This is a genomic window from uncultured Plantibacter sp., from assembly GCF_963518075.1.
GTDB classification, from domain to species: domain Bacteria; phylum Actinomycetota; class Actinomycetes; order Actinomycetales; family Microbacteriaceae; genus Plantibacter; species Plantibacter flavus_A.
The window spans coordinates 572318-596544 of record NZ_CAUQHZ010000001.1; the positions used below are offsets into that span (position 1 = coordinate 572318).

The 24227-nt window shown below is 67.7% G+C and carries 28 protein-coding genes and 3 tRNA genes; 11 read left to right on the forward strand and 20 right to left on the reverse strand.

Annotated elements, in window-relative coordinates; all coding sequences use genetic code 11:
• Window positions 1-141: 141 nt before the first annotated feature.
• The gene (locus RWN05_RS02730) at window positions 142-1164 is read left to right on the forward strand and encodes a LacI family DNA-binding transcriptional regulator (RefSeq protein WP_314138342.1); all 1023 of its coding nucleotides are present in this window, start codon (window positions 142-144) and stop codon (window positions 1162-1164) included.
• 78 nt (window positions 1165-1242) lie between these two features.
• Here the strand turns inward: RWN05_RS02730 and RWN05_RS02735 are convergent, their stop codons facing one another.
• From RWN05_RS02735 to RWN05_RS02760, 6 genes are all read right to left on the reverse strand, one after another.
• Window positions 1243-1524 carry a hypothetical protein gene (locus RWN05_RS02735; protein ID WP_139205469.1) on the reverse strand — a complete coding sequence of 94 codons (282 nt, stop codon included), beginning with the start codon at window positions 1522-1524 and terminating at the stop codon, window positions 1243-1245.
• 86 nt (window positions 1525-1610) lie between these two features.
• Complete coding sequence (gene rarD, locus RWN05_RS02740) at window positions 1611-2516, reverse strand: EamA family transporter RarD (protein WP_314138345.1); 906 nt, start codon at window positions 2514-2516, stop codon at window positions 1611-1613.
• A 30-nt stretch (window positions 2517-2546) separates the two neighbouring features.
• A complete protein-coding gene (locus RWN05_RS02745) occupies window positions 2547-3059 on the reverse strand; it encodes a hypothetical protein (protein ID WP_314138348.1) in 513 nt (170 codons plus the stop codon).
• A 40-nt stretch (window positions 3060-3099) separates the two neighbouring features.
• A complete protein-coding gene (locus tag RWN05_RS02750) occupies window positions 3100-4182 on the reverse strand; it encodes a hypothetical protein (RefSeq protein ID WP_314138349.1) in 1083 nt (360 codons plus the stop codon).
• 166 nt (window positions 4183-4348) lie between these two features.
• Window positions 4349-5590 carry a D-mannonate dehydratase ManD gene (gene manD / locus RWN05_RS02755; RefSeq protein WP_314138351.1) on the reverse strand — a complete coding sequence of 414 codons (1242 nt, stop codon included), beginning with the start codon at window positions 5588-5590 and terminating at the stop codon, window positions 4349-4351.
• Between the two features lie 31 nt (window positions 5591-5621).
• Window positions 5622-5756, reverse strand: coding sequence for a hypothetical protein (locus tag RWN05_RS02760; RefSeq protein WP_314138353.1), 135 nt, complete (start codon window positions 5754-5756; stop codon window positions 5622-5624).
• Here RWN05_RS02760 and RWN05_RS02765 point away from each other — a divergent pair.
• On the forward strand, window positions 5731-6105 hold the full coding sequence (locus RWN05_RS02765; RefSeq protein ID WP_314138355.1) for a substrate-binding domain-containing protein: 375 nt from the start codon (window positions 5731-5733) through the stop codon (window positions 6103-6105). The two genes, RWN05_RS02760 and RWN05_RS02765, sit on opposite strands and share 26 nt — an antisense overlap.
• A 24-nt stretch (window positions 6106-6129) precedes the next feature.
• Here the strand turns inward: RWN05_RS02765 and RWN05_RS02770 are convergent, their stop codons facing one another.
• From RWN05_RS02770 to RWN05_RS02795, 6 genes are all read right to left on the reverse strand, one after another.
• Window positions 6130-6903, reverse strand: a complete 774-nt coding sequence (locus RWN05_RS02770) for an ABC transporter permease (RefSeq protein ID WP_314138357.1) — start codon at window positions 6901-6903, stop codon at window positions 6130-6132.
• Window positions 6900-7859, reverse strand: a complete 960-nt coding sequence (locus RWN05_RS02775) for an ABC transporter ATP-binding protein (protein WP_079000384.1) — start codon at window positions 7857-7859, stop codon at window positions 6900-6902. The genes RWN05_RS02770 and RWN05_RS02775 overlap by 4 nt, the downstream gene beginning before the upstream one ends.
• Window positions 7856-8080, reverse strand: coding sequence for a helix-turn-helix transcriptional regulator (locus RWN05_RS02780; protein ID WP_064294015.1), 225 nt, complete (start codon window positions 8078-8080; stop codon window positions 7856-7858). The genes RWN05_RS02775 and RWN05_RS02780 overlap by 4 nt, the downstream gene beginning before the upstream one ends.
• The gene (locus RWN05_RS02785) at window positions 8077-8499 is read right to left on the reverse strand and encodes a hypothetical protein (protein ID WP_153303326.1); all 423 of its coding nucleotides are present in this window, start codon (window positions 8497-8499) and stop codon (window positions 8077-8079) included. Before RWN05_RS02785 ends, RWN05_RS02780 begins: the two co-directional genes overlap by 4 nt.
• Window positions 8496-9512: an ABC transporter permease gene (locus tag RWN05_RS02790; RefSeq protein ID WP_167620405.1), complete on the reverse strand. Its 1017-nt coding sequence runs from the start codon at window positions 9510-9512 to the stop codon at window positions 8496-8498. The genes RWN05_RS02785 and RWN05_RS02790 overlap by 4 nt, the downstream gene beginning before the upstream one ends.
• Before the next feature lie 265 nt (window positions 9513-9777).
• Window positions 9778-9864, reverse strand: a tRNA-Leu gene (locus RWN05_RS02795).
• Between the two features lie 238 nt (window positions 9865-10102).
• On the opposite strand from RWN05_RS02795, the gene RWN05_RS02800 reads away from it, so the two are divergent.
• The 7 genes from RWN05_RS02800 to pknB all read left to right on the forward strand — a co-directional run bounded on the left by RWN05_RS02800 (window position 10103) and on the right by pknB (window position 19024).
• Window positions 10103-10849 carry a DUF3662 and FHA domain-containing protein gene (locus RWN05_RS02800; RefSeq protein ID WP_079000378.1) on the forward strand — a complete coding sequence of 249 codons (747 nt, stop codon included), beginning with the start codon at window positions 10103-10105 and terminating at the stop codon, window positions 10847-10849.
• Entirely contained in the window at window positions 10846-11379 is a 534-nt protein-coding gene (locus RWN05_RS02805) for an FHA domain-containing protein (protein ID WP_079000376.1), read from the forward strand. The genes RWN05_RS02800 and RWN05_RS02805 overlap by 4 nt, the downstream gene beginning before the upstream one ends.
• Window positions 11380-11383: 4 nt before the next feature.
• Complete coding sequence (locus RWN05_RS02810) at window positions 11384-12628, forward strand: Stp1/IreP family PP2C-type Ser/Thr phosphatase (RefSeq protein WP_314138365.1); 1245 nt, start codon at window positions 11384-11386, stop codon at window positions 12626-12628.
• Window positions 12618-14015: an FtsW/RodA/SpoVE family cell cycle protein gene (locus tag RWN05_RS02815; RefSeq protein WP_064294021.1), complete on the forward strand. Its 1398-nt coding sequence runs from the start codon at window positions 12618-12620 to the stop codon at window positions 14013-14015. The genes RWN05_RS02810 and RWN05_RS02815 overlap by 11 nt, the downstream gene beginning before the upstream one ends.
• Window positions 14012-15487 (forward strand): penicillin-binding protein 2, encoded by a 1476-nt coding sequence (locus RWN05_RS02820; RefSeq protein WP_079000372.1) that lies wholly within the window; start codon window positions 14012-14014, stop codon window positions 15485-15487. The genes RWN05_RS02815 and RWN05_RS02820 overlap by 4 nt, the downstream gene beginning before the upstream one ends.
• Entirely contained in the window at window positions 15484-17232 is a 1749-nt protein-coding gene (locus RWN05_RS02825) for a protein kinase domain-containing protein (protein WP_314138369.1), read from the forward strand. Before RWN05_RS02820 ends, RWN05_RS02825 begins: the two co-directional genes overlap by 4 nt.
• Before the next feature lie 100 nt (window positions 17233-17332).
• On the forward strand, window positions 17333-19024 hold the full coding sequence (gene pknB, locus RWN05_RS02830) for a Stk1 family PASTA domain-containing Ser/Thr kinase (RefSeq protein WP_314138370.1): 1692 nt from the start codon (window positions 17333-17335) through the stop codon (window positions 19022-19024).
• Between the two features lie 74 nt (window positions 19025-19098).
• Here pknB and RWN05_RS02835 read toward each other — a convergent pair whose 3' ends face one another.
• The 3 genes from RWN05_RS02835 to RWN05_RS02845 are packed head-to-tail and all read right to left on the reverse strand — an operon-like array spanning window position 19099 to window position 20701.
• Window positions 19099-19734: a glutamine amidotransferase-related protein gene (locus RWN05_RS02835; RefSeq protein ID WP_314138371.1), complete on the reverse strand. Its 636-nt coding sequence runs from the start codon at window positions 19732-19734 to the stop codon at window positions 19099-19101.
• Window positions 19731-19892, reverse strand: coding sequence for a hypothetical protein (locus RWN05_RS02840; RefSeq protein ID WP_162852296.1), 162 nt, complete (start codon window positions 19890-19892; stop codon window positions 19731-19733). The genes RWN05_RS02835 and RWN05_RS02840 overlap by 4 nt, the downstream gene beginning before the upstream one ends.
• A gap of 2 nt (window positions 19893-19894) precedes the next feature.
• On the reverse strand, window positions 19895-20701 hold the full coding sequence (locus RWN05_RS02845) for a class E sortase (protein ID WP_139382341.1): 807 nt from the start codon (window positions 20699-20701) through the stop codon (window positions 19895-19897).
• A gap of 78 nt (window positions 20702-20779) precedes the next feature.
• Here RWN05_RS02845 and RWN05_RS02850 point away from each other — a divergent pair, with 78 nt between their 5' ends.
• Window positions 20780-21025: a cell division protein CrgA gene (locus RWN05_RS02850; RefSeq protein ID WP_064294026.1), complete on the forward strand. Its 246-nt coding sequence runs from the start codon at window positions 20780-20782 to the stop codon at window positions 21023-21025.
• A 364-nt stretch (window positions 21026-21389) separates the two neighbouring features.
• Here RWN05_RS02850 and RWN05_RS02855 read toward each other — a convergent pair whose 3' ends face one another.
• The gene (locus RWN05_RS02855) at window positions 21390-22082 is read right to left on the reverse strand and encodes a rhomboid family intramembrane serine protease (protein ID WP_254773628.1); all 693 of its coding nucleotides are present in this window, start codon (window positions 22080-22082) and stop codon (window positions 21390-21392) included.
• Window positions 22083-22247: 165 nt separating this feature from the next.
• A complete protein-coding gene (locus RWN05_RS02860; protein ID WP_064294028.1) occupies window positions 22248-22805 on the reverse strand; it encodes a peptidylprolyl isomerase in 558 nt (185 codons plus the stop codon).
• Between the two features lie 104 nt (window positions 22806-22909).
• On the opposite strand from RWN05_RS02860, the gene RWN05_RS02865 reads away from it, so the two are divergent.
• Entirely contained in the window at window positions 22910-23434 is a 525-nt protein-coding gene (locus tag RWN05_RS02865) for a hypothetical protein (protein WP_064294029.1), read from the forward strand.
• Between the two features lie 70 nt (window positions 23435-23504).
• Here RWN05_RS02865 and RWN05_RS02870 read toward each other — a convergent pair whose 3' ends face one another.
• From RWN05_RS02870 to RWN05_RS02880, 3 genes are all read right to left on the reverse strand, one after another.
• Window positions 23505-23927 carry an NUDIX hydrolase gene (locus RWN05_RS02870; protein WP_314138377.1) on the reverse strand — a complete coding sequence of 141 codons (423 nt, stop codon included), beginning with the start codon at window positions 23925-23927 and terminating at the stop codon, window positions 23505-23507.
• Window positions 23928-24001: 74 nt separating this feature from the next.
• A tRNA-Ala gene (locus tag RWN05_RS02875) sits at window positions 24002-24074 on the reverse strand.
• A 55-nt stretch (window positions 24075-24129) separates the two neighbouring features.
• Window positions 24130-24203 (reverse strand) — tRNA-Ile (locus tag RWN05_RS02880).
• Between the last annotated feature and the right edge of the window lie 24 nt (window positions 24204-24227).

A 24227-nucleotide genomic window follows, 5' to 3' on the forward strand; every position in this document is an offset into this window, starting at 1 on the left:
GCGATCTGTGAACGTGCACAGATCGAAGAGCGACAACTCCACGTTGAGAGTCTGTGAACGTACACAGAGTAGGCGTGCGTTTCGGAATCTGTCAACACGGAGCCCGCCGAAGGCCGCCCGGACCGGCGCTAGGGTGGAGCCGTGACCCCTCCGCCGACCCGACGCAAACGAGCGACGGTGCACGATGTCGCCGTCGAGGCCGGCGTCTCCCGAGGCACGGTCAGCCGGGTCGTCAACGGCGAGCGCTACGTGTCGGCCGAAGCGCGCGAGGCCATCGAGGCCGCCATCGAGAAGGTCGGCTACGTGCCGAACACGGCCGCCCGGAACCTCGTCATGCAGCGCACCCAGGCCGTCGGATTCGTCGTCCACGAGCCGCACAGCCTGTTCGTCGACGACCCCAACATCGGCAACATCCTGCTCGGGGCGAACGAGGCCCTGTCACAGGCCGACCACCAGCTCGTCTGCCTGGTCGTCGACTCCGAGCGCGACACCGACCGCATCACCCGGTACCTCTCGGGCGGCTTCGTCGACGGGGTGATCATGGTCTCCGCCCGCCAGAACGACCCGATCACGCGCGTCATCGAGCGCCTCGGTCTCCCCGCGACCTTCGTCGGCCACCCGCCCGACCTCCGTGAGCTCCCGTTCGTCGGGATCGACAACCGGGCGGCATCGGTCGACATCACCGGTGAGCTGATCGGCGCCGGTCGACGGCACATCGGCATGATCGCCGCAGCCCTCGACCGGGACTCCGGCTCCGACCGACTGGCCGGATTCCGCGATGCGCTCGGCGACCGTTTCGACGAACGACTCGTCGTGGAGGTGCCGCTCTACTCGCACCAGGACGGCTTCGCCGGCATGTCGGAGCTACTCCGCCGGGATCCGGCCGTCGACGGCGTGTTCGCGGCCTCGGACGCCGTCGCGGCCGGAGCGCTCGAAGCCCTCCGTGCGGCAGGGCGGAATGTGCCGGAGGACGTGTCGGTCGTCGGCTTCGACGATTCGGCGTGGGCGCTCCGTTGCCACCCGCCCCTCACCACGGTCCACCAGCCGGCGGCGGCCGTCGGTCAGCGCGCGGCCGAGGTGCTGCTCGCGCAGTTGCGGGGCGAGACGATCTCGCCTGTCGGCTCGTTCGTCCCCACGTCGATCGTGCGTCGCGGGAGCGTCTGAACCTGTTCGTTCGCCCATGCTTGGGCGAACCGGCGTTCATTCGCCCAACCTTGGGCGAATGAACGCCGGCGGAGCGACTCAGAGCTGCGGTGACGGCCGTCGGATCGCGGCGCGCTTGGCCTCGTCGAAGGTGTCCACATGCAGCCATTCGGGCGGGCTGGGCGCGACGATGAGGACGTCGTAGCCGGTGCCCTGTGCCTCGACGTACGCGAGACAACATTCGGGTGAGGAGGGATCGGCGTCGTTCGAGATCCGCCATTGCCGGGCACCGATCGGGACGACGTGGTGCCGTTCGGACGAGTCTCGCGCTGGAGGAAACGGCGACTCGAGCGACACTGCTGGAGCATGCTTCGTAACCATGCCATCAGGCTAGGCGCGCTCGCGGAACGCGTCTCGAGGCTTGACTTCACAGGTTCGCGGCGACGCGCCGGGCTGCAGGTGGACGATCAGCGCGACGGGCGTCGCACGGTCTCGAGCCCCAGGAGCATGAGGGCCACCACGATCGGGCCGTAGACGAACCCGTCGGCGACCGTCAGCGATTCGCCGAGGAGCAGGACCGCCACGAGGACGAGCAGCACCGGTTCCAGGTAGCTGAGCAGCCCGAAGACGCCGAACGACAGCAGGCGACTCGCGACGAGGTACAGCACGAGGGCGACACCACCGATCACCCCGAGGAGCACGATCCCCCAGCCCAGCTGCGGGTGCGCGGCGAGGACGGCGAGTGAGGACGGTTGCAGTGCCAGCACGATCGCGACGGGGACGAGGACCGCCAGCTCGAAGCAGAACGCACCGATGGAGTCGAGCCCGGCTCGGCGCCGGATCGCGAAGTACACCGGGTAGCCGACCGCGACCGCGATGGTCGCCCAGGACAGCCCACCGGCCACGACGATCGCGGCGGTGACGCCGAGGGCGGCTGCGGCCACAGCCGCGATCCGGAGCGGCGCGAGTCGCTCCCGATGCAGGACGACGCCGACCACGACCATCGCCAGCGGCATCAGGAGGTAGCCGAGTGCGAGTTCGAGCCCGTGCCCCGTCTGCGGTGCCCAACCGAAGAGCCACAGCTGCAGGGACAACAGGAGCCCGTCGAGCACGACCACGAGGACGAGGATCGGACGACGCGCGAGACGGACCGCGATGTCCCGGACCTCCCGCCACCACCCGAACACCGCGATGAGCGTCGCCAGCACCGGCACTGTCGCGATCACGCGCCAGGCGAAGATCTCGTTCGCGCCGAACGGCTCCAGCAGGGGTGGCAGGAAGAACAGCGCCGCGAACAGGAATGAGGCGACGACGGAGACGAGTACCCCGCGGGGCGTCGTCTCGCGATGCTCAGGGGGAAGGGCGGCCGTCACGGGTCCTCACCCTATCGTCGCGCGGGCAGCTCAGCTCGCGGCCGACCGGGCGGCCAGGACGAGGGCCTCGGCTTCGCGACGCTCGTCCTCGGTCAGCTCGGAATAGCCCGATTCCATGAACTGATCGGTCTTCGGCTTCAGCATGGAGTACCGGAACTCGATCGACGGGTGTCCGGTCGTCAGGTCCTCCGCGAACGCGGCGTAGCCGTTGCGGCGGTAGCCCCTGATGCTCGGACGATCGCGCACGGCGATGCGGAAGCTCTGGGCTGTCCAGCTCGGTCCGATCGAGGTGACGTCGTCGATACGGACGACGCGGGAGCGGAAGGCCGTGTACGCCACCATATGCTCATCGAGCACGACGATCCGGTGTGCTGTCACGACGAGGGTGTTCCATGCCACGGCTGCGAGGACGACGAAGGCCACGACCAGGACCGGTACCGCTGACACCAGTTTGTCCTTCGGAATCACCAGGACGAGGAAGAGCGGCGCCACACAGAGCATGAACACCTGCGCCTTCAGGCCGAATGCGGGAACGTACTTCATGCGTCGCCTTCCGTCGTCAGATGCATCATGTCGCCCATCCTCACCAGGTGTACGGGTCGAAGGTCCACGTGCCGTCGGTCGACAACACGACGGCGCCGTCCACCCACACCTCGCAATCCTCCGCAGTCACGATGCCGTATTCGCCCGAGGCCGAGGCGAACGCGGCGACGAAGTCGGCACTGCCCCGACGGGTGGTGGTCACGAGGAACCCCGCCGTCGCGGAGTACTCCGAGAACTCGAACTCGGGGCCACGGGTCAACAGCCAGGTGACGCCCGACATCTCGTCGCCCTCCGAATTGTCGATCGCGATGGAGCAGCCCTCGGGTTCAGAGGACGTCGATGCGATGCAGGCGTCCACGTACGCGCGGACCGAAGCGGTCGCCCCTTCCTGCCCGAGCGCCGTCAGTGTCGGGTACAGATACGCCGTCGGCCTGCCGTCCCATTCGGCCTCCACGCTGGGCACCTCGAAGTCGAAGAAGCCGGTGGTCGAGTCGGCCGCGATGTCGTACTTCCCCGGTCCGACGACGTAGACCGTCGTCTCGTCCACCGTGTCCACGTGCTCGCCTCCGACGGAGAGGTCCAGCGCACCGAATCTGACCGTGGGCACCGTGATGGTCGGGAGGCTCGCCGGTTCGATGCGCCACGCGCTGAACCACAGGAAGCCGGACGGCTGTGCGCGCAGCGTGAACGCCGTGGTCTGCCCTTCACCGCCGCGCTCGAACGCCACGTCGACCGTGGCGACCCCGTTCTCGGTCCGGGTCGCACCGACGCGATAGGCCGTCGGGCGGTCGGTCGCGAGTGCATACCGCTCATCGGTCAGGAGGTCGACGCTGTAGCCGAGTTCAGCGGCGGCGGCAGCGGTCCCGTCCATCGCGACGGCCCGTTCGAGGTGCCCGTCCTCCAGTGCGTCGAGATACGGCTGCAGCATCACCGACGGTGCCGTGGCCGCTGTCAGCGACACCGACGCGCCGATCACCCAGGCCGCGGCGACGACGACCGTGGCGGCGATGACACCACCGAGGGCGACCGGACGCAGTCGGTGCGACGGCGGAGCGACGGGGGCGACGCTACCGCCTCGGGTGGCTGGTTCAGCGGTGTCGGCCGCGCCGACGGTCGGGTCCACGTGCACCGGGCATCCTTCGATTCCGGGTCGCAGGGAGGAGCTGCCGTCCCGGAACCCGCAGCGCCTCGCGCATCGGGACGGACGTGGCGGAGGACCGCACGCGTTCGAGGCAGCACCGCATCATCTCACCTCACAGCCGCGGAGCACCAGATGCCACCGCCGCCGCTCACCAGTCGTGGACGGTGCCGTCCGTCAGCCGGTTCACCGGCAGGTACGCCTTCGTGTACTCGAATGCGGCAGCCGCGTCCTCGTCGAGTTCGACGCCGAGGCCGGGCTGCTCGCCGGGGTGCAGGAAGCCGCCGTCGAAGGTGAAGGAGGTCTGGAAGACCTCGAGGGTCTGTTCGTTGTGCGGCATGTACTCCTGGATCCCGAAGTTGTGGATCGCGAGGTCGAGGTGCAACGCTGCGGCCATCCCGATGGGCGAGATGTCGGTGGGGCCGTGGATGCCGGAACGGATCCCGTAGATGGCCGCGAAGTCGAGCAGTTTCTTCATCGCCGTGATGCCACCGGTGTGCGTCACCGCCGAACGGACGTAGTTGATGAGGCGCTCGGTGATGAGGGTCTGATAGTCGTACACCGAGTTGAAGACCTCGCCGATCGCCAGCGGCGTGGTCGAGTGCTGGCGGACGAGTCGCAGGGCGGTCTGGTCCTCCCCCGGTGTGCAGTCCTCGAGCCAGAAGAGCTTGTACGGCTCGATGTCCTTCGCGAACCGGGCGGCCTCGATGGGCGACATGCGGTGGTGTCCGTCGTGCAGGATCCGGAGGCCCGTCCCGAAGTCCTCGCGGATCCGTTCGAAGACGCCCGGCATGTGCGCGAGGTAGCCGGCGGTGTCCCAGGACTCCTCGGTCGGTGCCGTGGCAGCCGAGCCGTCCGCCGCTCGCTTCGCCGGCTCGTAGTCGTAGCGGACGCCGGGCCCTGAGGCGGACACCCCGTACACCTGCCCGAGCCCCGGCACACCGGTCTGGACGCGCACCGCGGTGAACCCGAGCTCCTGGTACCCGGTGATCGCGTTGGCGAGCGCCTGGTAGTCCGTCCCCGAGGCGTGCGCGTACACCCGGATACCCGATCGGCTCGCACCGCCGAGCAGCTGGTACAACGGCACCCCGGCCTTCTTGGCCTTGATGTCCCAGAGCGCCATGTCCACCGCGGCGATGGCCGCCATCGTGACGGGGCCGCGCCGCCAGTAGGGGCCGCGGTACAGGTACTGCCAGGTGTCCTCGATGCGGTCCTCATCGCGGCCGATCAGCATCGACGCGACGTGGTCGCCGAGGTACGACGCGACAGCGAGCTCGCGTCCGTTGAGGGTCGCGTCACCCCAGCCCACGACACCGTCGCTGGTGGTGATCTTCAGGGTGACGAAGTTCCGGCCGGGACTCGTGACGATGACGTCCGCGCGTTCGATGCTCATGGGGGTTCCTTTCGAGGAGGTCGGGTGCCGGTCAGATGGCGTCGCGCGGGTCGGTGAGGTCCCGAGCGGCGACTTCAGGCATCCAGATGGACGCGACCAGGGCGCAGAGGGTGAAGACGCCGAGCATGATGATGATCGGGATGAAGGAGCCGGTGGCGGCGGACACCCAGGCGGCGGCGATGACCGGGCCAGCGCCGGTCGCGACGATCGCGGCGATCGGTGCGACGGCGGTCATCGCCTACAACGACCTGGTCGCCCTCGGTATCGACGCCGGCATCACCTCGATGGGCAAGCGCTGCCCCGAGGACCTCAGCATCATCGGCACCGACGACATCGAGATGGCGTCCATCCGCCAGCCCGGTCTCACCACCGTGCGGCTCGCGATCAACCGGTGCGGGTCGCTGGCGGTCGAGGTGCTCCTCCAGGCCATGGCCGGAGGGTCGCCCCGTTCGGTCGCGAGTCTCGACTCGCAGCTCATCGTGCGCGATTCGACGGCACCCCCCCGTCGGGACTGACGCGGCGGACCGCAGCTCCCCCGATCAGCCGGCGTTCCATCGGTGGAGACGAGCGGCCGCGAGACCCGACACGACCGCGCACGCCGCCATCAGACTCCAGACCACCGCGAGCGGCACGGGCTGAGGGCCCTGGGAGATGATCGCCTCGAGTGCGCCGACGATCCAGGTCGTGGGCAGGAGCCGGAAGAGACCGGCGACCCACTCCGGAAGGGCCGCGAGCGGGAAGAGCGCCCCGGATGTGGCGAGAGCGAGCATCGGCAGCAGGTACGCGAGTTGCATGGCGATGTCCGGGTTCGACAACCGCGCCGCGAGGAGGTAGCCGAAGCCGAGCAGCATCGCGCCACCGAGCAGGATCGTGCCGGCGATCGCGACGAGGTCGGAGAGTGGACGGGTCGGCACCGTCCAGGCGGCCAGGGCGATGATCACCGCAGCCTCGACGACGACCAACCCCACGCGGATCGGCAGATGTCCGAGCAGGTAGGCGTCGCGACGGGCCGGCGAGGTCGACAGCGCCCGCAGCAGGCCGGTGCTGCGATGCCGGACCAGCGGCACCGTGGTGAGCATGAACGCGATCGCCATCGATCCCGTGCTCGAAACGAGCGGGAGGCCACGCTCCAGCACACCGGCAGGCGCGCCGGACGCCGTCGCCACGAGGGCGTCCACACCCCAGAGCAGTGCGATCAAGGCCAGGAAACTCGCCACGAGTGCGATGACCGAGCGCGGGTCCCGGACGAGGTCACGCGCGTGGGCCGCGGCGAAGCTCCGCACCTGCGCCGGGAACGCATGCGTCGTGCTCATGGGCTGTGGGCCGGGTCGCCCGTGTTCGCTGACGTCGGCCGGTTCGCGAGATCGATGAAGAGGTCCTCGAGTGATCCGTGCGCCACTCGGAACCCGCGCGGTCTGAGACCGGTGGAGAAGGTGAGTCGACGCAGCACGGCGTCAGGGTCGTCGGTCACGATCCCGACCAGGCTGACGTCGCCCTTCGCCGTCACGGTGATCTCGCCGGGGAGGTCGTGGGAACGCAGCTCGTCCGCGGTGGTCGGGCCGGGGATCTCGAAGGTCACCGTGGCCGTGGCAGCGTGTTCCCTGACCAGGGTCTCAGGCTCCCCCGAAGCGGCGATCGAGCCGTTCACGAGGACGGCGATCCGGTCGCAGACCTGGGTGGCCTCGTCCATGTGGTGCGTCGAGAGCAGGATCGTGGTCCCGCGTTCCTGCTGGCGCCGGATGATGCCCCAGAGGTTCCGTCGGGCCTGCGGGTCGAGTCCGGCCGACGGCTCGTCGAGGACGACGATCTCGGGATCGCCGATCAACGCGATGGCGATCAGCAGGCGCCGCTCCTGGCCGCCCGAGAGGTGCTTCACGCGCACGCGCCGCGCCTCGCGCAGATCGAGCTCGTCCAAGACCTCCTCGGGGCGCCGCGCGTCGCGGTAGAACGACGCGAAGAGGTCGAGCGTCTCCGCGACCGTGAGCGTCGGGAACAGGGTGGCGGCCTGCGGCTGCACCGCCATCCGCTCGGTCAGGTACCGGCGGTCGATCGCCGGGTCTCGTCCGAGCACCCGCACGGTTCCGTCGGTGGGACGGCGGAGACCGACGATGGTCTCGAGTGTGGTGGTCTTCCCGGCACCGTTCGGTCCCAGCAGTCCGAACACCTCGCCCGCGCGGACCCGGAGGGAGACGTCACGCAGGACGCTGCGGTCGCCGTAGCGCTTGCTGAGCCGGTCGACGGTGACGACCACTCGGTCCGGTCCGTTCATCGTCGTCCTCCAGACGGCGGGGCATCGTGTTCACCCGGGAAGAAGATCTCCTCGATCGGGCGGGAGAGCAGTGCGGAGACGCGGAACGCCAACGGCAGGGACGGGTCGTAGCGCCCGGTCTCGAGTGCGTTCACCGTCTGCCTGGAGACGCCGAGTGCTTCGGCGAACTGGACCTGGGTCCACCCGCGTTCGGTGCGCAGGACGCGGACGTCGTTCTTCATCGGGTGGCCCGGAAGGAGACGACACCGATGGTCACGCCCCAGACCGCCATCCCGCCGATGAACACCCACCATTCCGGCTGGGGGACGACGACACCGGCGGTCGACAGGAACACGACCGCGAGACTGATCAGCATCGCCGCACCGAACCCGATGGCGAGACTCAGCACGATCACTCCGCGCTGCAGTTCGTCGACACGACGCACGTGCCGGACGAGCGCGATCGCGATCCACACCACCGGCACGAGCGGGACGAGCGCGACCACGACGGCTGCGGGCGATCCCGGCTCGGTGGGGAACAGTTCCGGCAGGAAGAGGAACGTCACGAGGAACCCGACGGCACCGGCCGCGATCTCCCACATGTATCTGCGGGACGCACGACGCTCCTGTGGCGTCGATCCCCGTGTCGTGTGCTCGTTCATGCAGCCACCTCTCGTTGTGTGTCGGACGTCGTGGTCGTCCGCCCGTCGCGCTCGGACTGATCCCACTCGAACCACCGCACGGCGAGCACGCCTGCTGCGACGGTGACGAGCGACATGAGCCCCCAGAGCGCGGGGACGGGGAGGAACGGTTCGGCCCCGGTCAGTGAGGCACTCGCGGCGGCGGCGAACCAGGTGGTCGGCAGGCAGTCCATGGCGACCTGCACGGCGGCAGGGAGGATGGACTGCGGCAGGAGCCCACCCGACGCGAACACGAGCCCGATCGTCACCATCACCATCGTCTGTTGTGTCGCCTCGGCGTTCCGCGATCGGGCGGCGAACACCAACGCCAGAGCGAACAGCATCGCCGCTCCGAGGAAGAACGAGACCCCCAGGGCGAGGAGGTCCACACCGTCGACGTACCTGCGCCAGACCGCGATCCCGGTCGTCAGCACCAGGATCCCCACCGCCACCAGCGCACGCAAAGGGAGCTGCGCGAGGAGGAACGTCGACCGTCGGAGCGGCGTCACACCGAGCAGCCGGAGCAGCCCGCGCTCCCGCATCGCCACGAGCGGGACGGTCGTCCCGACGAACGCCAGGCTCGCGACCCCGACCAGGACCACGATCCCGAGGTTCTTCTGGAGCGGGTCGATCTTCACGTCGCCCTCGTCATCCGTCACCGTCACGTCGTGCGCAGGGACGCCTGCGTCGCGCAGCCCCCGCCAGACCGGGTCCCACGCAGCCTGGTCGGCAGCGTCGAGCACGACCAGGGCGCTCCCTTCGTGCACGGTCACCCGCGTGTTCCGATCGGGGGCGTCGTCGGTGACCAACCGCACACCGGCCCGCTCCAGAGCCGAGGGGACTCCCGGGTCGTCCGTGTCCAGCGCGACGACCGGAGCGGGGCCCAGGACGACGAACGCGAGCCACATGGAGACGTAGATCACGAGGACGATGCCGGTCATGAACCACATCGAGATCCCGGTGAGCGGGTTCCTGAGCACGTCGCGAGCGCTCATCGACGCCAGCCTGCGGAACGCGGCACCACCGCGCCCCGCGCACTTGGTGAGCGCCGCCATCAGCCACACACCTCGGGTCCGCGATCCGCGGTGACAAGGAAACCTGACATACGTCAAGCATGCTTGTCACACGATGACGTGTCAAGTGACCTTGTCAGCGCGCGACGGACGCCCTGGCTCCACGAACATCGAGACCCGACTCGACGATCGACGCCGACAACGACGAAGGCCCCCGATTCCTCGGGGGCCTTCGTGTCACATCCACTGGTGCGCGAGGCGGGACTTGAACCCGCACGCCCTTTCGAGCACTGGCACCTGAAGCCAGCGCGTCTGCCAATTCCGCCACTCGCGCGAGACACCAGACGTCACCGCTCTCGCGGCAACTTATCGAGGATAGCACGCGGAGCCCGGGTGGCAGAACACCGGAGATCCGCGCCAGAGCAGGACGAAACGGCCCCGACGGTCGGGCGTCGATGCTGATCTCCTGCTGCCGAGCGGGTGAACACCTGGCGTCGGCGCCCGCGTCGATTGGCCTCGTGTGCAGGCAAACCGTCTAACATTGCCTGGACACCGACACGAATCGAGAGACCGTGGGCATTCTGGACAACTTCGAGAAGGGGCTCGAGCGCGCCGTCAACGGCGCCTTCGCGAAGACCTTCAAGTCCGGACTCCAGCCGGTCGAGATCACGAGCGCGCTCCGACGCGAGCTCGACACCAAGGCCGCCGTCGTGTCCCGCGACCGCATCCTCGTGCCGAACAAGTTTACCGTCCGCATGTCGCCCACCGACTTCGAGCGCATGGACGCCATCGGTCCCTCCCTCATCGACGAGCTCGGTTCGCTCGTCCAGAAGCACGCCAAGAGCCAGGGCTACTCCTTCCCCGGTGCCGTGACCATCAAGCTCTCCGGCGACCGCTCCCTCCCCGACGGCCTCGTCCAGATCGACAGCGTCAACCTCAAGGGCTCCGTCACCTGGGCGCCCGTGCTCGACATCGGCGGCAAGCGGTACCCGATCACGCAGGCCCGCACGGTCATCGGCCGCGGAACCGAGGCCGACATCACGATCCCCGACACCGGCACCTCGCGGAAGCACGTCGAGATCCTCTGGGACGGCAACGCAGGTCAGGCGCGCGACCTCGGCTCGACGAACGGCTCGAAGCTCAACGGCCAGCCCTTCCGCCAGGCGGCCCTCTCCCCCGACTCCGTCATCGAGATCGGCCGCACCAGGATCGTGTTCCGGGTGGTCGCCAAGGCCGGCGGATCCGATCGCCAGATGAGCGACGCGACCCGACGTCACGATGTGTCGTCCTTCGGCGACTCGTGGGGGGACGGCGCGTGAGCGAACTGACCCTGCTGGTCCTCCGCATCGGCTTCCTGCTCCTGCTCTGGACGTTCGTCTTCGGCATCGTCTACGCCCTCCGCACCGACCTCTTCGGACCGCGCGTCCGGAAGCCGCAGCAGTCGTCGAACGGTGCCCTGGCCACCCCGCCGCAGCCGATGCGCGCCGCGGCCGCCCCGGCCCCCAGTCGGCCCGCCGCCGGTGGATCGAGCGGAACGCCTCCGCGCGCCACGGTCGACAACACCTCGCGCCTCGTCATCGTGTCCGGCCCCAAGCAGGGCACCGAGCTCCCACTCGGCCGCGAGCCGATCACCATCGGTCGTTCAGCGGACTCCGGCCTCATCATCCGCGACGACTACACGTCGACGCATCATGCGCGCCTCATGCTCTGGAACGACGAGTGGATGGTCCAGGACCTCGACTCCACCAACGGCACCTTCCTCGCCGGCAAGCGCGTGAGCGTCCCGACGCAGATCCCACTCGACACCCCCGTCAAGGTCGGCCAGACCAGTTTCGAGTTGCGGCGGTAACCCGGTGACGACCAGCGGCGCCGGCGCAGCGCTCTCCCACGTGGGTAAAGTGCGCTCAAACAACCAGGATTCCGGCTACTCCGGGCACCACCTGTTCGTCGTCGCCGACGGCATGGGTGGCCACGCCGGCGGTGACGTCGCCTCGGCGATGGCACTCAACCGCATCATCGAGGCCGACGAACCGTATCCGTCCTCCGAAGCCGCTGAGGCGACGCTCCAGTCCGCGATCCTCGCGGCGAACTCCATCCTGGGCGACACGGTCTCGAAGCACCGCGAGCTGACGGGCATGGGCACCACGGTCTCCGCGCTCGCGGTCATCGGCAACGAGGTCGCCATCGCCCACATCGGCGACTCCCGCATCTACCTCTTCCGCGAGGGCGAGCTCAGCCAGATCACCGTCGACCACACCTTCGTCCAGCGCCTCGTGGACTCCGGCCGGATCACCGCCGAGGAAGCGATGGTCCATCCCCGCCGATCGGTGCTGATGCGCGTCCTGGGCGACGTCGATGCCTCCCCCGAGATCGACACGATGACGCTCGGGACGCAGCCGGGTGACCGCTGGATCCTCTGCTCCGACGGCCTCTCCGGCGTGGTCGACGAGACGCACATCACCGCGACCCTCACCGAGAAGCTCTCAGCGCAGCGCACTGCCGAGAAACTCGTCCGGCAGAGCCTCGACCGCGGTGCACCGGACAACGTCACCGTCGTGGTCGTCGACATCGTCGACGAGCCGGTGAGTGACGGCGAGCCCGTCGTCGTCGGTTCGGCCTCGAAGCCCGTGGCCTTCGCGCTCACCCCGTCGGTGAAGAAACCCTCGCTCATCCCCAACAGCTGGCTGCACCCCGGCCGGGTCACCTCGCTCGGCAACTCGCACTTCGAGCCCGCCTCCGAGGACTACCTCGACGAGCTCATCGAAGAGGACGAGCGTCGTGCGAGACGTCGGCGCATCACCTGGCTCGTCGGCCTCATCGTGGTCATCGTCGCAATCGTCGGCGGGGTCGTGCTCGGGTACGCCTGGACCCAGACCCGCTACTTCGTCGGCGGCGACGACGACACCGTCGTCATCTACCAGGGCATCCAGCAGGACATCGGCCCCATCCAACTGTCGAGCGTCAAGGAGGACACCGGCATCCCGCTCGGCTCGCTCTCCGACTTCGACCGCCAGGCCGTCGACCAGACCATCAGCGCGTCCTCGTTCACCGAGGCCCTCGACATCGTGAAGCGATTGCGGGTGACCGATGACCAGTGACGTCGCAGCCCCCATCCAAGCCGACACCGGCGTCATCAAGACGATGCGCCGACTCCGGCTGCCGAAGAAGCTCCGCAACCTCGAGCTCGCGCTCCTCATCTTCGCGTTCGCCATCAACGCGGTCGCGGTCATGCTCGTGCAGCTGGGCGCGCTCGGACACCTCGATTTCGCTCTGATCACCTTCGGCTCGGGCCTGTCGCTCCTGGTCCTCGCCTTCCACATCGTGCTGCGCTACACCGCGGCGGAGGCCGACCCCTTCCTGCTGCCGATCGCCACCGTGCTCGGCGGCGTCGGCATCGCCGAGATCTACCGGATCGACATCGCCCTCGGCGACTCCGGTTGGGCGAGCGCCGCGGTCCGACAAATGGTGTGGAGTGCGATCGCGATCGCCGGAGCCATTGCCGTGGTCCTGATCATCCGCAACCACCGCGTCCTCTTCAAGTACACGTACATCGCCGGCCTCTTCGCCTTCGTCCTGCTCCTGCTGCCCCTGCTGCCGGGCATCGGTCGCGAGGTCAACGGCGCCCGCGTCTGGATCGGCATCGGCGACGCGGTCACCTTCCAGCCCGGCGAGATCGCGAAGATCGCTCTCGCGGTCTTCTTCGCCGGCTATCTCGTGCGCACGCGCGACAGCCTCTCGATGGTCGGCAAGAAGTTCCTCGGGATCCAGTTCCCCCGCCTGCGCGACCTCGGTCCGATCCTCGTGGTGTGGGCGATGGCGATGGGCGTGATCGTCTTCCAGCGCGACCTCGGAACCGGTCTGCTCTACTTCGGCATGTTCCTCGTCATGCTGTACGTCGCGACGAGCCGTGCCAGCTGGATCATCATCGGCCTAACGATGTTCTTCGCCGGTGCGTTCATCGCCGGTCAGACCCTGTCCTACGTCGCCGGTCGTTTCCACAACTGGTGGGACGCCTTCAACCCGGAGGTCTTCGACCGCGACGGCGGCAGCTACCAGCTCGTGCAGGGCATCTTCGGCCTCGCCCACGGCGGACTGCTCGGCACCGGGCTCGGCCAGGGCATGCCCGAGATCACCCCAGTCCCGCAGAGCGACTACATCATCGCCAGCCTCGGTGAGGAGCTCGGTCTCGCCGGTCTCTTCGCGATCTTCGCGCTCTACCTGCTGCTCGTCTCGCGGGGCTTCCGGGTCGGCTACGCCGGTACCGACGACTTCGGCAAGCTCCTCTCGGTCGGCCTGGCGTTCACCGTCGCGCTGCAGGTCTTCGTCGTCGTCGGCGGCGTGACCCGCATCATCCCGCTCACGGGGCTCACCACGCCCTTCCTGGCGGCCGGCGGGTCCTCGCTCGTCGCGAACTGGATCATCATCGCCGTCCTGCTCCGCATCTCCGACACGGTCCGAACCCAACCCAAGGCGGTGGTCTCATGAATCGCGAACTCAAGCGGGTGAGCATCGTCGTCCTGGCGATGTTCCTGGCGCTCTTCGGGTCGACCACGATCATCCAGATGTTCCAGGCCGACACCCTCAACGCGGACGGTCGCAACACCCGGACGCTCTACGACAGCTACCGGACGGAGCGGGGTCCCATCCTGCTCACGGACGGGACCGCCATCGCCTCGTCCGTCGCGAGTGACGACGAGTACAAGTACCAGCGCGTCTACGCGAACGGCCCGCTGTACGCGCCCGTCACCGGTTACTTCTCGCCCACCCAGGGCTCGTCCGGTCTCGAACTCGCGACCAACGACCTCCTCAGCGGTACCTCGAACTCGCAATTCCTCGACTCCATCAACCGGCTCATCTCCGGTCAGGCACCGAAGGGTGCCGCGGTCGAGGTCACCCTGGACCCCATCGTGCAGCAGGCCGCCTTCGACGCACTCGGTGACCAGGAGGGCGCGATCGTCGCCATCGAGCCGAAGACGGGCAAGATCCTCGCCTCGGTGTCGAGCCCCGGCTACGACCCGAACGTCCTGGCCAGTCACGACAACGCGGCCGTGCTCGACGCCTACCGGACCCTCGACGACGACGACCGCCAGCCACTCCTCAACAAGGGCGTCGACGGCGACCTCGATCCGCCCGGTTCCACGTTCAAGCTCGTCACCGCGGCCGCCGCGTTCGCGTCGGGCGACTACACGCCGGAGTCGGAGTTCCCGAACCCCTCCACTTACACGCTGCCCGGGACGAGCACCGTCATCCGCAACTCCGAGGGTGGAAGCTGCGGCGGCGGCGCGACGGTGTCCATCGCGACGGCCGTCGAGCTCAGCTGCAACATCCCGCTCGCGGAGCTCGGCGTCGAACTCGGCTACGAGAAGATCCGCGACATGGCGCAGAGCTTCGGCTTCAACATGGACGTCAACATCACCGGAACGGGACTCAACCCCATGCCGATGCAGCCGAGCACCTTCCCGAACGCGCTGAGCGACGACCAGACCGCCATGGCCGCCTTCGGGCAGTACACCGTGCGGGCCTCGGCACTCCAGATGGCCATGGTCTCGGCCGGTATCGCGAACGGTGGCATCGTCTGCAACCCGCAGCTGGTGAACCGCGTCGTGAACCCCGATCTGAGCGTGCTCAAGGAGTTCGAACCGGCGCAGTTGTCGCAGCCGATCTCGAGCTCGGTGGCCAAGGAGATCACGGACATCATGGTCCAGGGCGTCCAGAGCGGTGCTGCGACTAATGCAAGAATAGATGGGGTCGATGTGGCTGGAAAGACAGGCACGGCACAGAACGGATCCGACGATCCGTACACGCTGTGGTTCACCGGTTTCGCGCCTGCGGACGACCCGAAGGTCGCCGTGGCGGTCGTTGTTGAAGATGGCGGTGGACTCGGACAGGACGGTTACGGCAACCTCGTGGCCGCGCCGATCGCGAAGAAAGTACTAGAGGCGGTGCTGAACAAATGAGACCGACAGCCGGGCTGACCTTCGGAGGTCGCTACGAACTGCAATCTCGCATTGCGATCGGTGGCATGGGCGAGGTGTGGCAGGCCACTGACCTGGTCATCGGCCGGACCATCGCCATCAAGATCCTCAAGGACGAGTACATGGGGGACCCCGGGTTCCTCGAGCGGTTCCGTGCCGAGGCACGGCACGCCGCACTCGTGAACCACGAGGGCATCGCCAACGTCTTCGACTACGGCGAGGAGGACGGCAGCGCGTTCCTCGTCATGGAACTCGTGCCCGGTGAGGCCCTGTCCACCGTGCTCGAGCGCGAGCGCGTCCTGCCCACCGACAAGGTGCTCGACATCGTCGCGCAGACCTCGTCGGCGCTCCAGGCCGCGCACGCCGCAGGCCTCGTCCACCGTGACATCAAGCCGGGCAACCTGCTCATCACGCCGGACGGCCGCGTCAAGATCACCGACTTCGGCATCGCCCGCATCGCCGACCAGGTGCCGCTCACGGCCACCGGTCAGGTCATGGGCACGGTGCAGTACCTCTCGCCCGAGCAGGCGAGCGGTCACCCCGCCTCACCGTCGACGGACATCTACTCGCTCGGCATCGTCGCGTACGAGTGCCTCGCCGGACGCCGTCCGTTCACGGGCGAGTCGCAGGTCGCCATCGCGATGGCGCAGATCAACGAGCAGCCGCCGGAGCTCCCCGTCACGATCGCCGAGCCGGTCCGCCGGTTCGTCATGTCGATGATCGCGAAGAACCCGGTCGACCGTCCGGCATCGTCCGCCCACGTCGCGCGCGCCGCCCAGGCGCTCCGTCGGGGCGACCTCAACGCCGCGGCCGCAGCCGTCCCGATGATCCTCGGTGGGGCCGGCGACGCCGCGACCACCGTGATGGACCAGACCCGCCGGATGCCCGCAGCCGACGACGCGACCACGCAGTTGCTGTCCGCCGCCGAGGCGGACCAGCTCGAGGACGACGTCGAGGGCGAGGGCGAGAAGAAGCAGCGCAGCAAGTGGACCTGGCCGCTCATCGGTCTCGTCGCCCTGCTCGTCATCGTGCTGGTCGGTTCGCTGATCGCCGTGTTCGCGAACCAGGGGAACGACGCGGGAGGTACGACTCCGTCGGCCACGACGTCCACGACGCCGAAGCCGACGAAGACCCCGACGCCCACACCGACGCCCACGCCCACGGTGTTCCCGATCAACCTGAGCGACCTCCAGGGCCGGTCCTTCGACGAACTCAACACGATCTTCAGCGCGCCGCCGTACAACTTCAGCGTGTCGAGGAACGTCGGCGACCCGGCCACGACGCCGGAACAGGTCAACACCGTCTACGACGTGAACCCCACGGGCAACGTCAAGACCGGTTCGGCCATCACGCTGACCGTGTACGACGAGGTCCCTGTCATCGACGCCCCGACGGAGGCTCCGAAGATCGACGGACAATACAACGACGCGAACCAGATCGAATTGCCGAAGGGTGGCGGAACGGTCGACCTGACGGTGAACTGGCTTGCGGCGAGTTGCCCCGCGGGCACTACGGTGACGGGGTATCAGCTGGCTGCTTCAGGGGCGGGCGTCACCTTCCCCAACGCACCCGAGAACAACATCTTCCCAGCGAGCGCGACGTCGGCATCGATCCGCGTCTCGTCGCCGGGCCAGTTGAGCATCTCGTACGCCATCGTCTGCTCCAGCGGCACCTCTGCCTCATCTCCTGCAGGAACCGCCGACATCGTCGAGTCGACGAAGCCGTAGGCCATGTCTCGAGTGCTCTCAGGGTCATCCCTGAGAGCACTCGGAAGGTGCCCGGGTAAGCTGTTAGTGTTTGTCCTCCAAGCGAATTCAGGGGTGGTACGTGGCTGACGATCAACGCCTGCTCGCAGGCCGATACGTCGTCGGCGACCTCATCGGTCGCGGGGGCATGTCGAACGTCTTCCGCGGCGTGGACACCAAGCTCGGTCGCACCGTCGCCATCAAGGTCCTGAAGTCCACGCTCGCCACCGACCCCGCATTCCGCTCCCGTTTCCGGCAAGAGGCGCAGGCCGCCTCGCGGATGGCGCACCCCACGATCGTCCGCGTCTACGACGCCGGCGAGGAGCGGGTGAAGGACGTTTCCGGTCACGACCTCATCGAGCCGTTCATCGTCATGGAGTACGTCGAAGGGCGCATGCTCAAGGACCTCATCGCCGAGGGTCCCGTCGAGTCCGAGGAGGCGGTGCGCATCGCGCACAGCATCCTCACCGCCCTGGAGTACTCCCACCGCGCCGGCGTCGTGCACCGCGACATCAAGCCGGGCAACGTCATGATCACCACGGCCGGCGACGTCAAGGTCACCGACTTCGGCATCGCGCGCGCCGTCTCCGATTCGTCCACGACGGTCGCCCAGACGACCGCCATCCTCGGCACGGCCGCGTACTTCTCCCCCGAGCAGGCCAAGGGCGAGACGGTCGACGCCCGGACCGACCTCTACTCCACCGGCGTCGTCCTCTTCGAGATGCTGACGGGGAAGGCGCCCTTCCGCGGCGACACCGCCGTCGCAGTCGCGTACCAGCACGTGAGCGAGCGCCCGGTGAAGCCGAGCTCGATCAACCCGAAGGTGTCGCCGGCACTCGATCAGGTCGTCCTCCGAGCCCTCGCGAAGGATCGCTTCGAGCGGTACCAGAGCGCCGTCGAGTTCCGTGAGGATCTCGACGAAGCCGGAGCCGGCCATGTGCCGGTCCGACGCGACGACCACGACTCGCTGTTCGGTCCATCGCCGACGGCTGCGTCCAGTACGGAGCAGGCGATCCGCCAGCTCACCTCGGACGACACCGTGACGCGTACCCAGCGCCGGCCACCGGTGGTCTGGATCTGGGCCGCCATCGCCGGGATCGCCGTCGTCCTCTTCTCCCTCGTGTTCTGGGTGGTGCAGCTTCCGCCCGCGACGAGCATCTCCACGGACTCGAGAGAAGTCCCGGATCTCGTCGACGCCACGTGGGAGAGCGCGAACAGCACGATCGAGCAGCTCGAGCTCGTCCCGACCAAGTTCGACGAAGCGAGCAGCGACTACAAGGCGGGTCACGTCATCCGCACCGACCCGCCCGGCGGCACCACGGTGACCAAGAACACGCAGATCAAGGTCTACGTGTCGACCGGCCGTGCTCAGGTCGAGGTCCCCGACGTCGTCAACCAGTCCTCCGAGGCTGCGTGGGCCGCGGTCGCCGCTGCCGGTCTCGCGCAAGGTTCCGTGACCCGGGAGAACTCGCCGACCGTCCCGGCAGGTGTCGTGCTGCGGATGGATCCCGGAGCGGGTACCTCCGTCGACCAGGGGTCCACGGTGAACCTCGTGGTCTCCAGTGGGAACGTCACGCTGACGGACGTCGTCGGGCAGCCGCTCCTCGACGCGACGAACTACCTGCAGGACTCGACGAGGCAGTTCACCGTGCAGCCGCAGGCCGACGCGACGTGCAAGGCCGTCGCCGGCGACCCGGTCACGGCGATGTCTCCCGCACCGGGCGACATCCCGCAGAAGTCCGTCATCACGCTCACCTACTGCACCGGTCCGTAGGCTGCGCCCGTTCCTGGGCCTGTCGAAGGACGGTCCCTGAGCAGGCTCTGCGGTCCCTGAGCCTCTCGAAGGGCCTACCGGGTCATGAGCGGGCTGAGCCCTCGTGCCCGCTCATGCGCACCGGTGAGCCCGGTCGTCTCGAGCCAGTTCGCCAGGAGCTGGTAGCCGCCCTCGGAGAGCACCGACTCCGGATGGAACTGCACGCCGTGGATCGGGGCGTCACGGTGGCGGAGCCCCATGATGACGCCGCCGGTCGTCCGGCTCGTCACGACGAGCTCCTCAGGCACGCTGCCGTCGACGACGGCGAGCGAGTGATACCTGGTGGCGTTGAACTGCTGTGGGATGCCACGGTAGAGGACACTGCCGTCGTGTTCCACAAGCGAGCTCTGTCCGTGCATCAGCTCGTCGGCAGTGTGCACGGTCGCTCCGAACGCCTCAGCGATCGCCTGGTGGCCGAGGCACACCCCGAGGAGTGGTGTCCCGGTGCGGTACGCCGCGTGCACGGTGTCCAGTGAGATCCCGGCGTCGGATGGCCGACCAGGTCCGGGCGAGACGACGACGCCGTCGAACCCGCGGATCCGCTGCTCGAGGTCGTCGAACGCGATGCCGTCGTTCTGCACGACGACCGTCTCGGCACCCAGTTGTTCGACATACCCGTTCAGCGTGTAGACGAAGCTGTCGTAGTTGTCGATGACCAGGACTCGGGTCATTCGTCGCCGACGGTCACATTCTGATCGACGATGAACGAGTCCACGTAGGGGAACACCCACGTGAAGAGGGCGGCCACGACCGCCACGAACAGGACGACGAGGATGATGATCCTCAGCCAGACGGGTCCGGGCAGGACCCTCCAGAGTGCGCCGTACATCGTCAGCCTCCAGCGGCCGCGACGGACGCGGCGATCTCGGCGGGCGGTCCGGCGGACAGCGGCTGCCAGGACTCGTACACCGCGTAAGCGATACTGCGTTCCGCCGTCGAGTAGAGCGGGTTGCAGGTGGTCAGGGTGAGGATGCGCTGCGTGGGTGCGACGCCGTCCACTTGTGGGACGGGATTGAGGACGTCCACCTGGGTGGGCAACACGTAGGTGATGTTCCGGAACACGTAGGTGTAGTAGCCGTCGGCCGTCTGGACGTAGACCTTGTCGCCGATCTGCAGGTCGCTGATCAGGGTCATCGCACCGCCGTAGGCCTTGCGGTGACCGGCGACGACGAAGTTGCCGACCTCTCCTGGCATCTGGGTACTCGGGTAGTGACCGACGCCGAGGTCGAAGCTGTTGAGGACGGTCGCGGTGTCGACACCCTCGGCGACGACGCGGCGGTAGTCGGCGCCGTACCGCGGCACGTAGAGCACTGCGAACGGGTCGCCCGGCGCGGGGCGGGCGGTCACGGGCGGCTCACCGTAGTTCGGCGCGCCGGTTGCATCCACGGTCGGTTCGGGCGCGGGAGCGGTCTCGGCGTTCTTGATCCACTCCTGCGACTGGCTCGATGCGGCGTTGGCCTGACTGCCGGCCATGATCATGTCGTTCCACCAGAGCTGCCACGCGAGGAACAGCAGGACCACCATGCCCGCGGTGATGAGCAGCTCGCCGGCCACCCCGAAGACGCTGATGCGGTGCTTCGACGGCGCTCGGCGCTCAGCGGCGCGTGCGCTCGCTCGCGAAGGTAGGTCGTCGGTCACGCATGGATTCTACCGAGAAGAACTCGGGATCGGCTGATCCCCAAGGCACCGATTGGGGTGAACAGGTAGAATGTCGGCATGGCACGCACGAAGTCACGAAGCAAACCGTCCCGCGAACCCGAGCAGACGAGCGGCGAACCCGCACCGAACGCGGTCTGGTTCAAGCCGGTCATGTTCGGCTTCATGCTGCTCGGCCTCGCCTGGATCGTCGTCTACTACTTGAGCGGCACGCTGCTCCCGATCCAGTCGCTCGGCCCGTGGAACATCCTCGTCGGCTTCGGCATCGCCTTCATCGGCTTCCTCATGACCACCAGGTGGCGCTAGCCTCTTTCACTTCACGTCGTGCACAGCGGGTCGTCCTCTCGGACGGCCCGCTGTTTCGTTGTGCGCGGGATCCGGCGTATCGAGTTCTCCACAGCAGTGTGGAGAACTTCCGAGTTATCCACATGCCGGTGTGGAGAACCGCAGGGAGTCCCGAAAACACGGGGAACAACACCGGTGTAATTATCCCCAGTGTTCATAACTCTGTGGATAACTCAGGCAACCTTCAACGTCTCCTGCATGGTTGCGGCTCGCCGCCGAGCGCGGCGATCGTCGACACACGGTCACCGTGCCATGACGAATCACCGGCCCACACCCGGTCACCAAACCGAAACCGGTCACTGAGCCTGTCGAAGTGCGGTCGCGCTCAGAGGAGGGCGGGAAGGAGGCTGGCGCCCACGAGGACGACGCTCAAGGCACCGATCAGGACTGCCTGGAGCGGCTGCTGCGTGCGCTTGCGGGTGTTGACGAGGATGAGGCCGACGAGGGCGCCGCCGACGAGCCCGCCCAGGTGGGCCTGCCAGGCGATGTTCACGCCGGGGATGAAACCGATGACGAGGTTGATGCCCAGGAGCACCAGCAGCCCGCGGGTGTCGGCACCCATGCGTCGTTGGATGACGAGGAACGCGCCGAGCAGACCGAAGATCGCGCCCGAGGCGCCGACCACGGCCGTCGTCGGGTCGGCGAGGAACAGGACACCGACCGAACCGGCGAACCCGGCGACCAGGTAGAGGGCGAGGAACCGCCAGTGACCGAGCATGGTCTCGAGGATCCGGCCGAAGATCCAGAGCGTGTACATGTTCAGCAGGATGTGGAAGATGAAGCCCTGCGAGTGCACGAACACGGCGGTCAACATCCGCCAGGGCTGGAAGGCACCGTACGAAGGATCGGAGTACACGCCGGCATAGAGCAGCGCGTTCGTGACGCCGAGCCCGGGTATCCACTGCAGCAGGAACACGAATGCCGTCACGGCGATGATCGCGTACGTGACGATGGGGGAGGAGTTGCTGATCCTCGCGCCGAGACGATTGCGAGGGGCGCTCTGTCGTTGCGCCTTCATGTCCTCCGGACAGATGAAACCGACTGCCCCGGGCGTCTGGCATTCTCCACAGATCGTCCGACCGCAACGCTGGCAGAGCACGAAGCTCTGTCGGTCGGGGTGGCGATAGCAGAAGTTGGCCGACGGATCCCGGGGCAGGGTCACGGTCTGTCCTCCGAGCGGGGTCTAGGCCTCGGAGATGGTGACGCTCTCGAGGACGACGGGCTCGATCGGCTTGTCGCCGGCACCGGTCGGGACGGCCTGGATGGCGTCGACGACCGCGCGGGACTCGGCGTCGGCGACCTCACCGAAGATGGTGTGCTTGCCCTGGAGCCACTGGGTGGGAACGGTCGTGATGAAGAACTGCGAACCGTTCGTGCCCTCGACGGCGCCCGTGATGGCGTTGCGGCGCTTGCCGGCGTTCGCCATGGCGAGGATGTAGGGCTCGTCGAAGTTGAGCTCCGGGTGGATCTCGTCGTCGAAGTTGTAACCCGGACCACCGGTGCCGGTTCCGAGCGGGTCGCCGCCCTGGATCATGAACGCGGGGATGATGCGGTGGAAGATGAGGTCGCTGTACAGCGCGTCGTTCCGGGTCTGGCCCGTCTTCGAGTCCGTCCACTCGCGCCCGCCGGTCGCCAGGTCGGTGAAGTTCTTGACCGTCTTGGGAGCGTGGTCCCCGAAGAGGTTGACCTTGATCTCACCGTGGTTGGTGTGCAACGTGGCGACTGCGGTGTGCTTTGACATACTCCCAATTCTTGCACAAGGGTTCGGGACTCTCGGATGGTATCCAGGGGTCTAAGTGGCAAGATGGAGGTTACGTTGTTGCCGCGATCATTGGAGATGACCACATGAGCCTGTCACGCAAGCGCCGGAAAGAGCTCAAGAAGCTCAAGGGTTCCGCTGCCGACCTCTGGGACTCCCAGCAGGATGTCCTGAACCACGCCAACGAAGTCGCTCGTGAGGTGAGCCGTCAGCTCGGGAACTTCTCGAAGGAGCAGGTGGTCCCCGTCGTGCGCGACACCTATGAGCACCGCGTCGTCCCGACGGTCGACCGGGGGATCAAGGTCTCCCGCAACGCCGTCGACGGCGTGAAGAAGGGCATCTCGGATGGCGTCGTCCCCGCAGTCGGTGGCGTCGTCGGCACGGTGCTGAGCATCGGCGACATCGCCAAGGACACCCGCGTGCAGGCAGCCCTCCGCCGCCTTCACGTCCCCGAGCAGGTGCTGCCTGCCAAGAAGGGCGCGAGCGCCGGTACCGTCATCGCGATCGGCCTCGGCGTCCTCGCCGCTGCCGGTGTCGCCTACGCCGTCTGGCAGACGTTCCGCGCAGACGACGAGCTGTGGGTCTCCGACGAGGAGCCTGCCGCTTCCTGATCCCGCATCGCACGACGCAGCCCCTCGCCGGTTCCGACCGGGGAGGGGCTTCGTGTTGTGACGGCTGTGCTCAGATGAGGCCGGCGAAGCGTCGTCCGATGTCGACCAGGCTGACACGGTCGAGTGAGCCGACCTCCTCGAGCGAGTACCACGCGGCGTAGTCGGTGCTGCCGTCGGCCTCGTAGGTCAGGGTGCCGCCGGTGAGGTGCGCCCGGTAGACGATGCGCAGCGTGTGGAGCGGTCCGGTGGCCGTCGTGCTGAGCCGGCGCTCCGCCGGCACGACCTGCGAGTCGACGCCGATCAGCTCGTCGAGCTCGGCGTGGTAGCCGGTCTCCTCGAACACCTCGCGGACCGCCGCGTCGGCCGGGTCCTCGCCGGGGTCGATCCCGCCGCCCGGGAGCGTCCATCCGCTGTGTCCGCTCTCGTTCCAGTGGGAGAGGAGCATGCCCCGTTCGTCGACGATGACGGCATATGCAGCGACGCGGATATCCATGCCGCCAGCCTAACCGCCGGGCCCCGCGACAACGGAGAACGCCCCCGGCGTCTGCCGAGGGCGTTTCTGGACTGTGGAGCCTGGGAGAATCGAACTCCCGACATCCTGCTTGCAAAGCAGGCGCTCTACCAACTGAGCTAAGGCCCCGGATGGAACAGATCCGGGGATCCGATCCAATCGGTGTGTTACTGGTCGTGCAGGGTGGGGCTACCAGGACTTGAACCTGGGACCTCTTCGTTATCAGCGAAGCGCTCTAACCGCCTGAGCTATAGCCCCGTTTTGAACCTTGTTGAGACTACC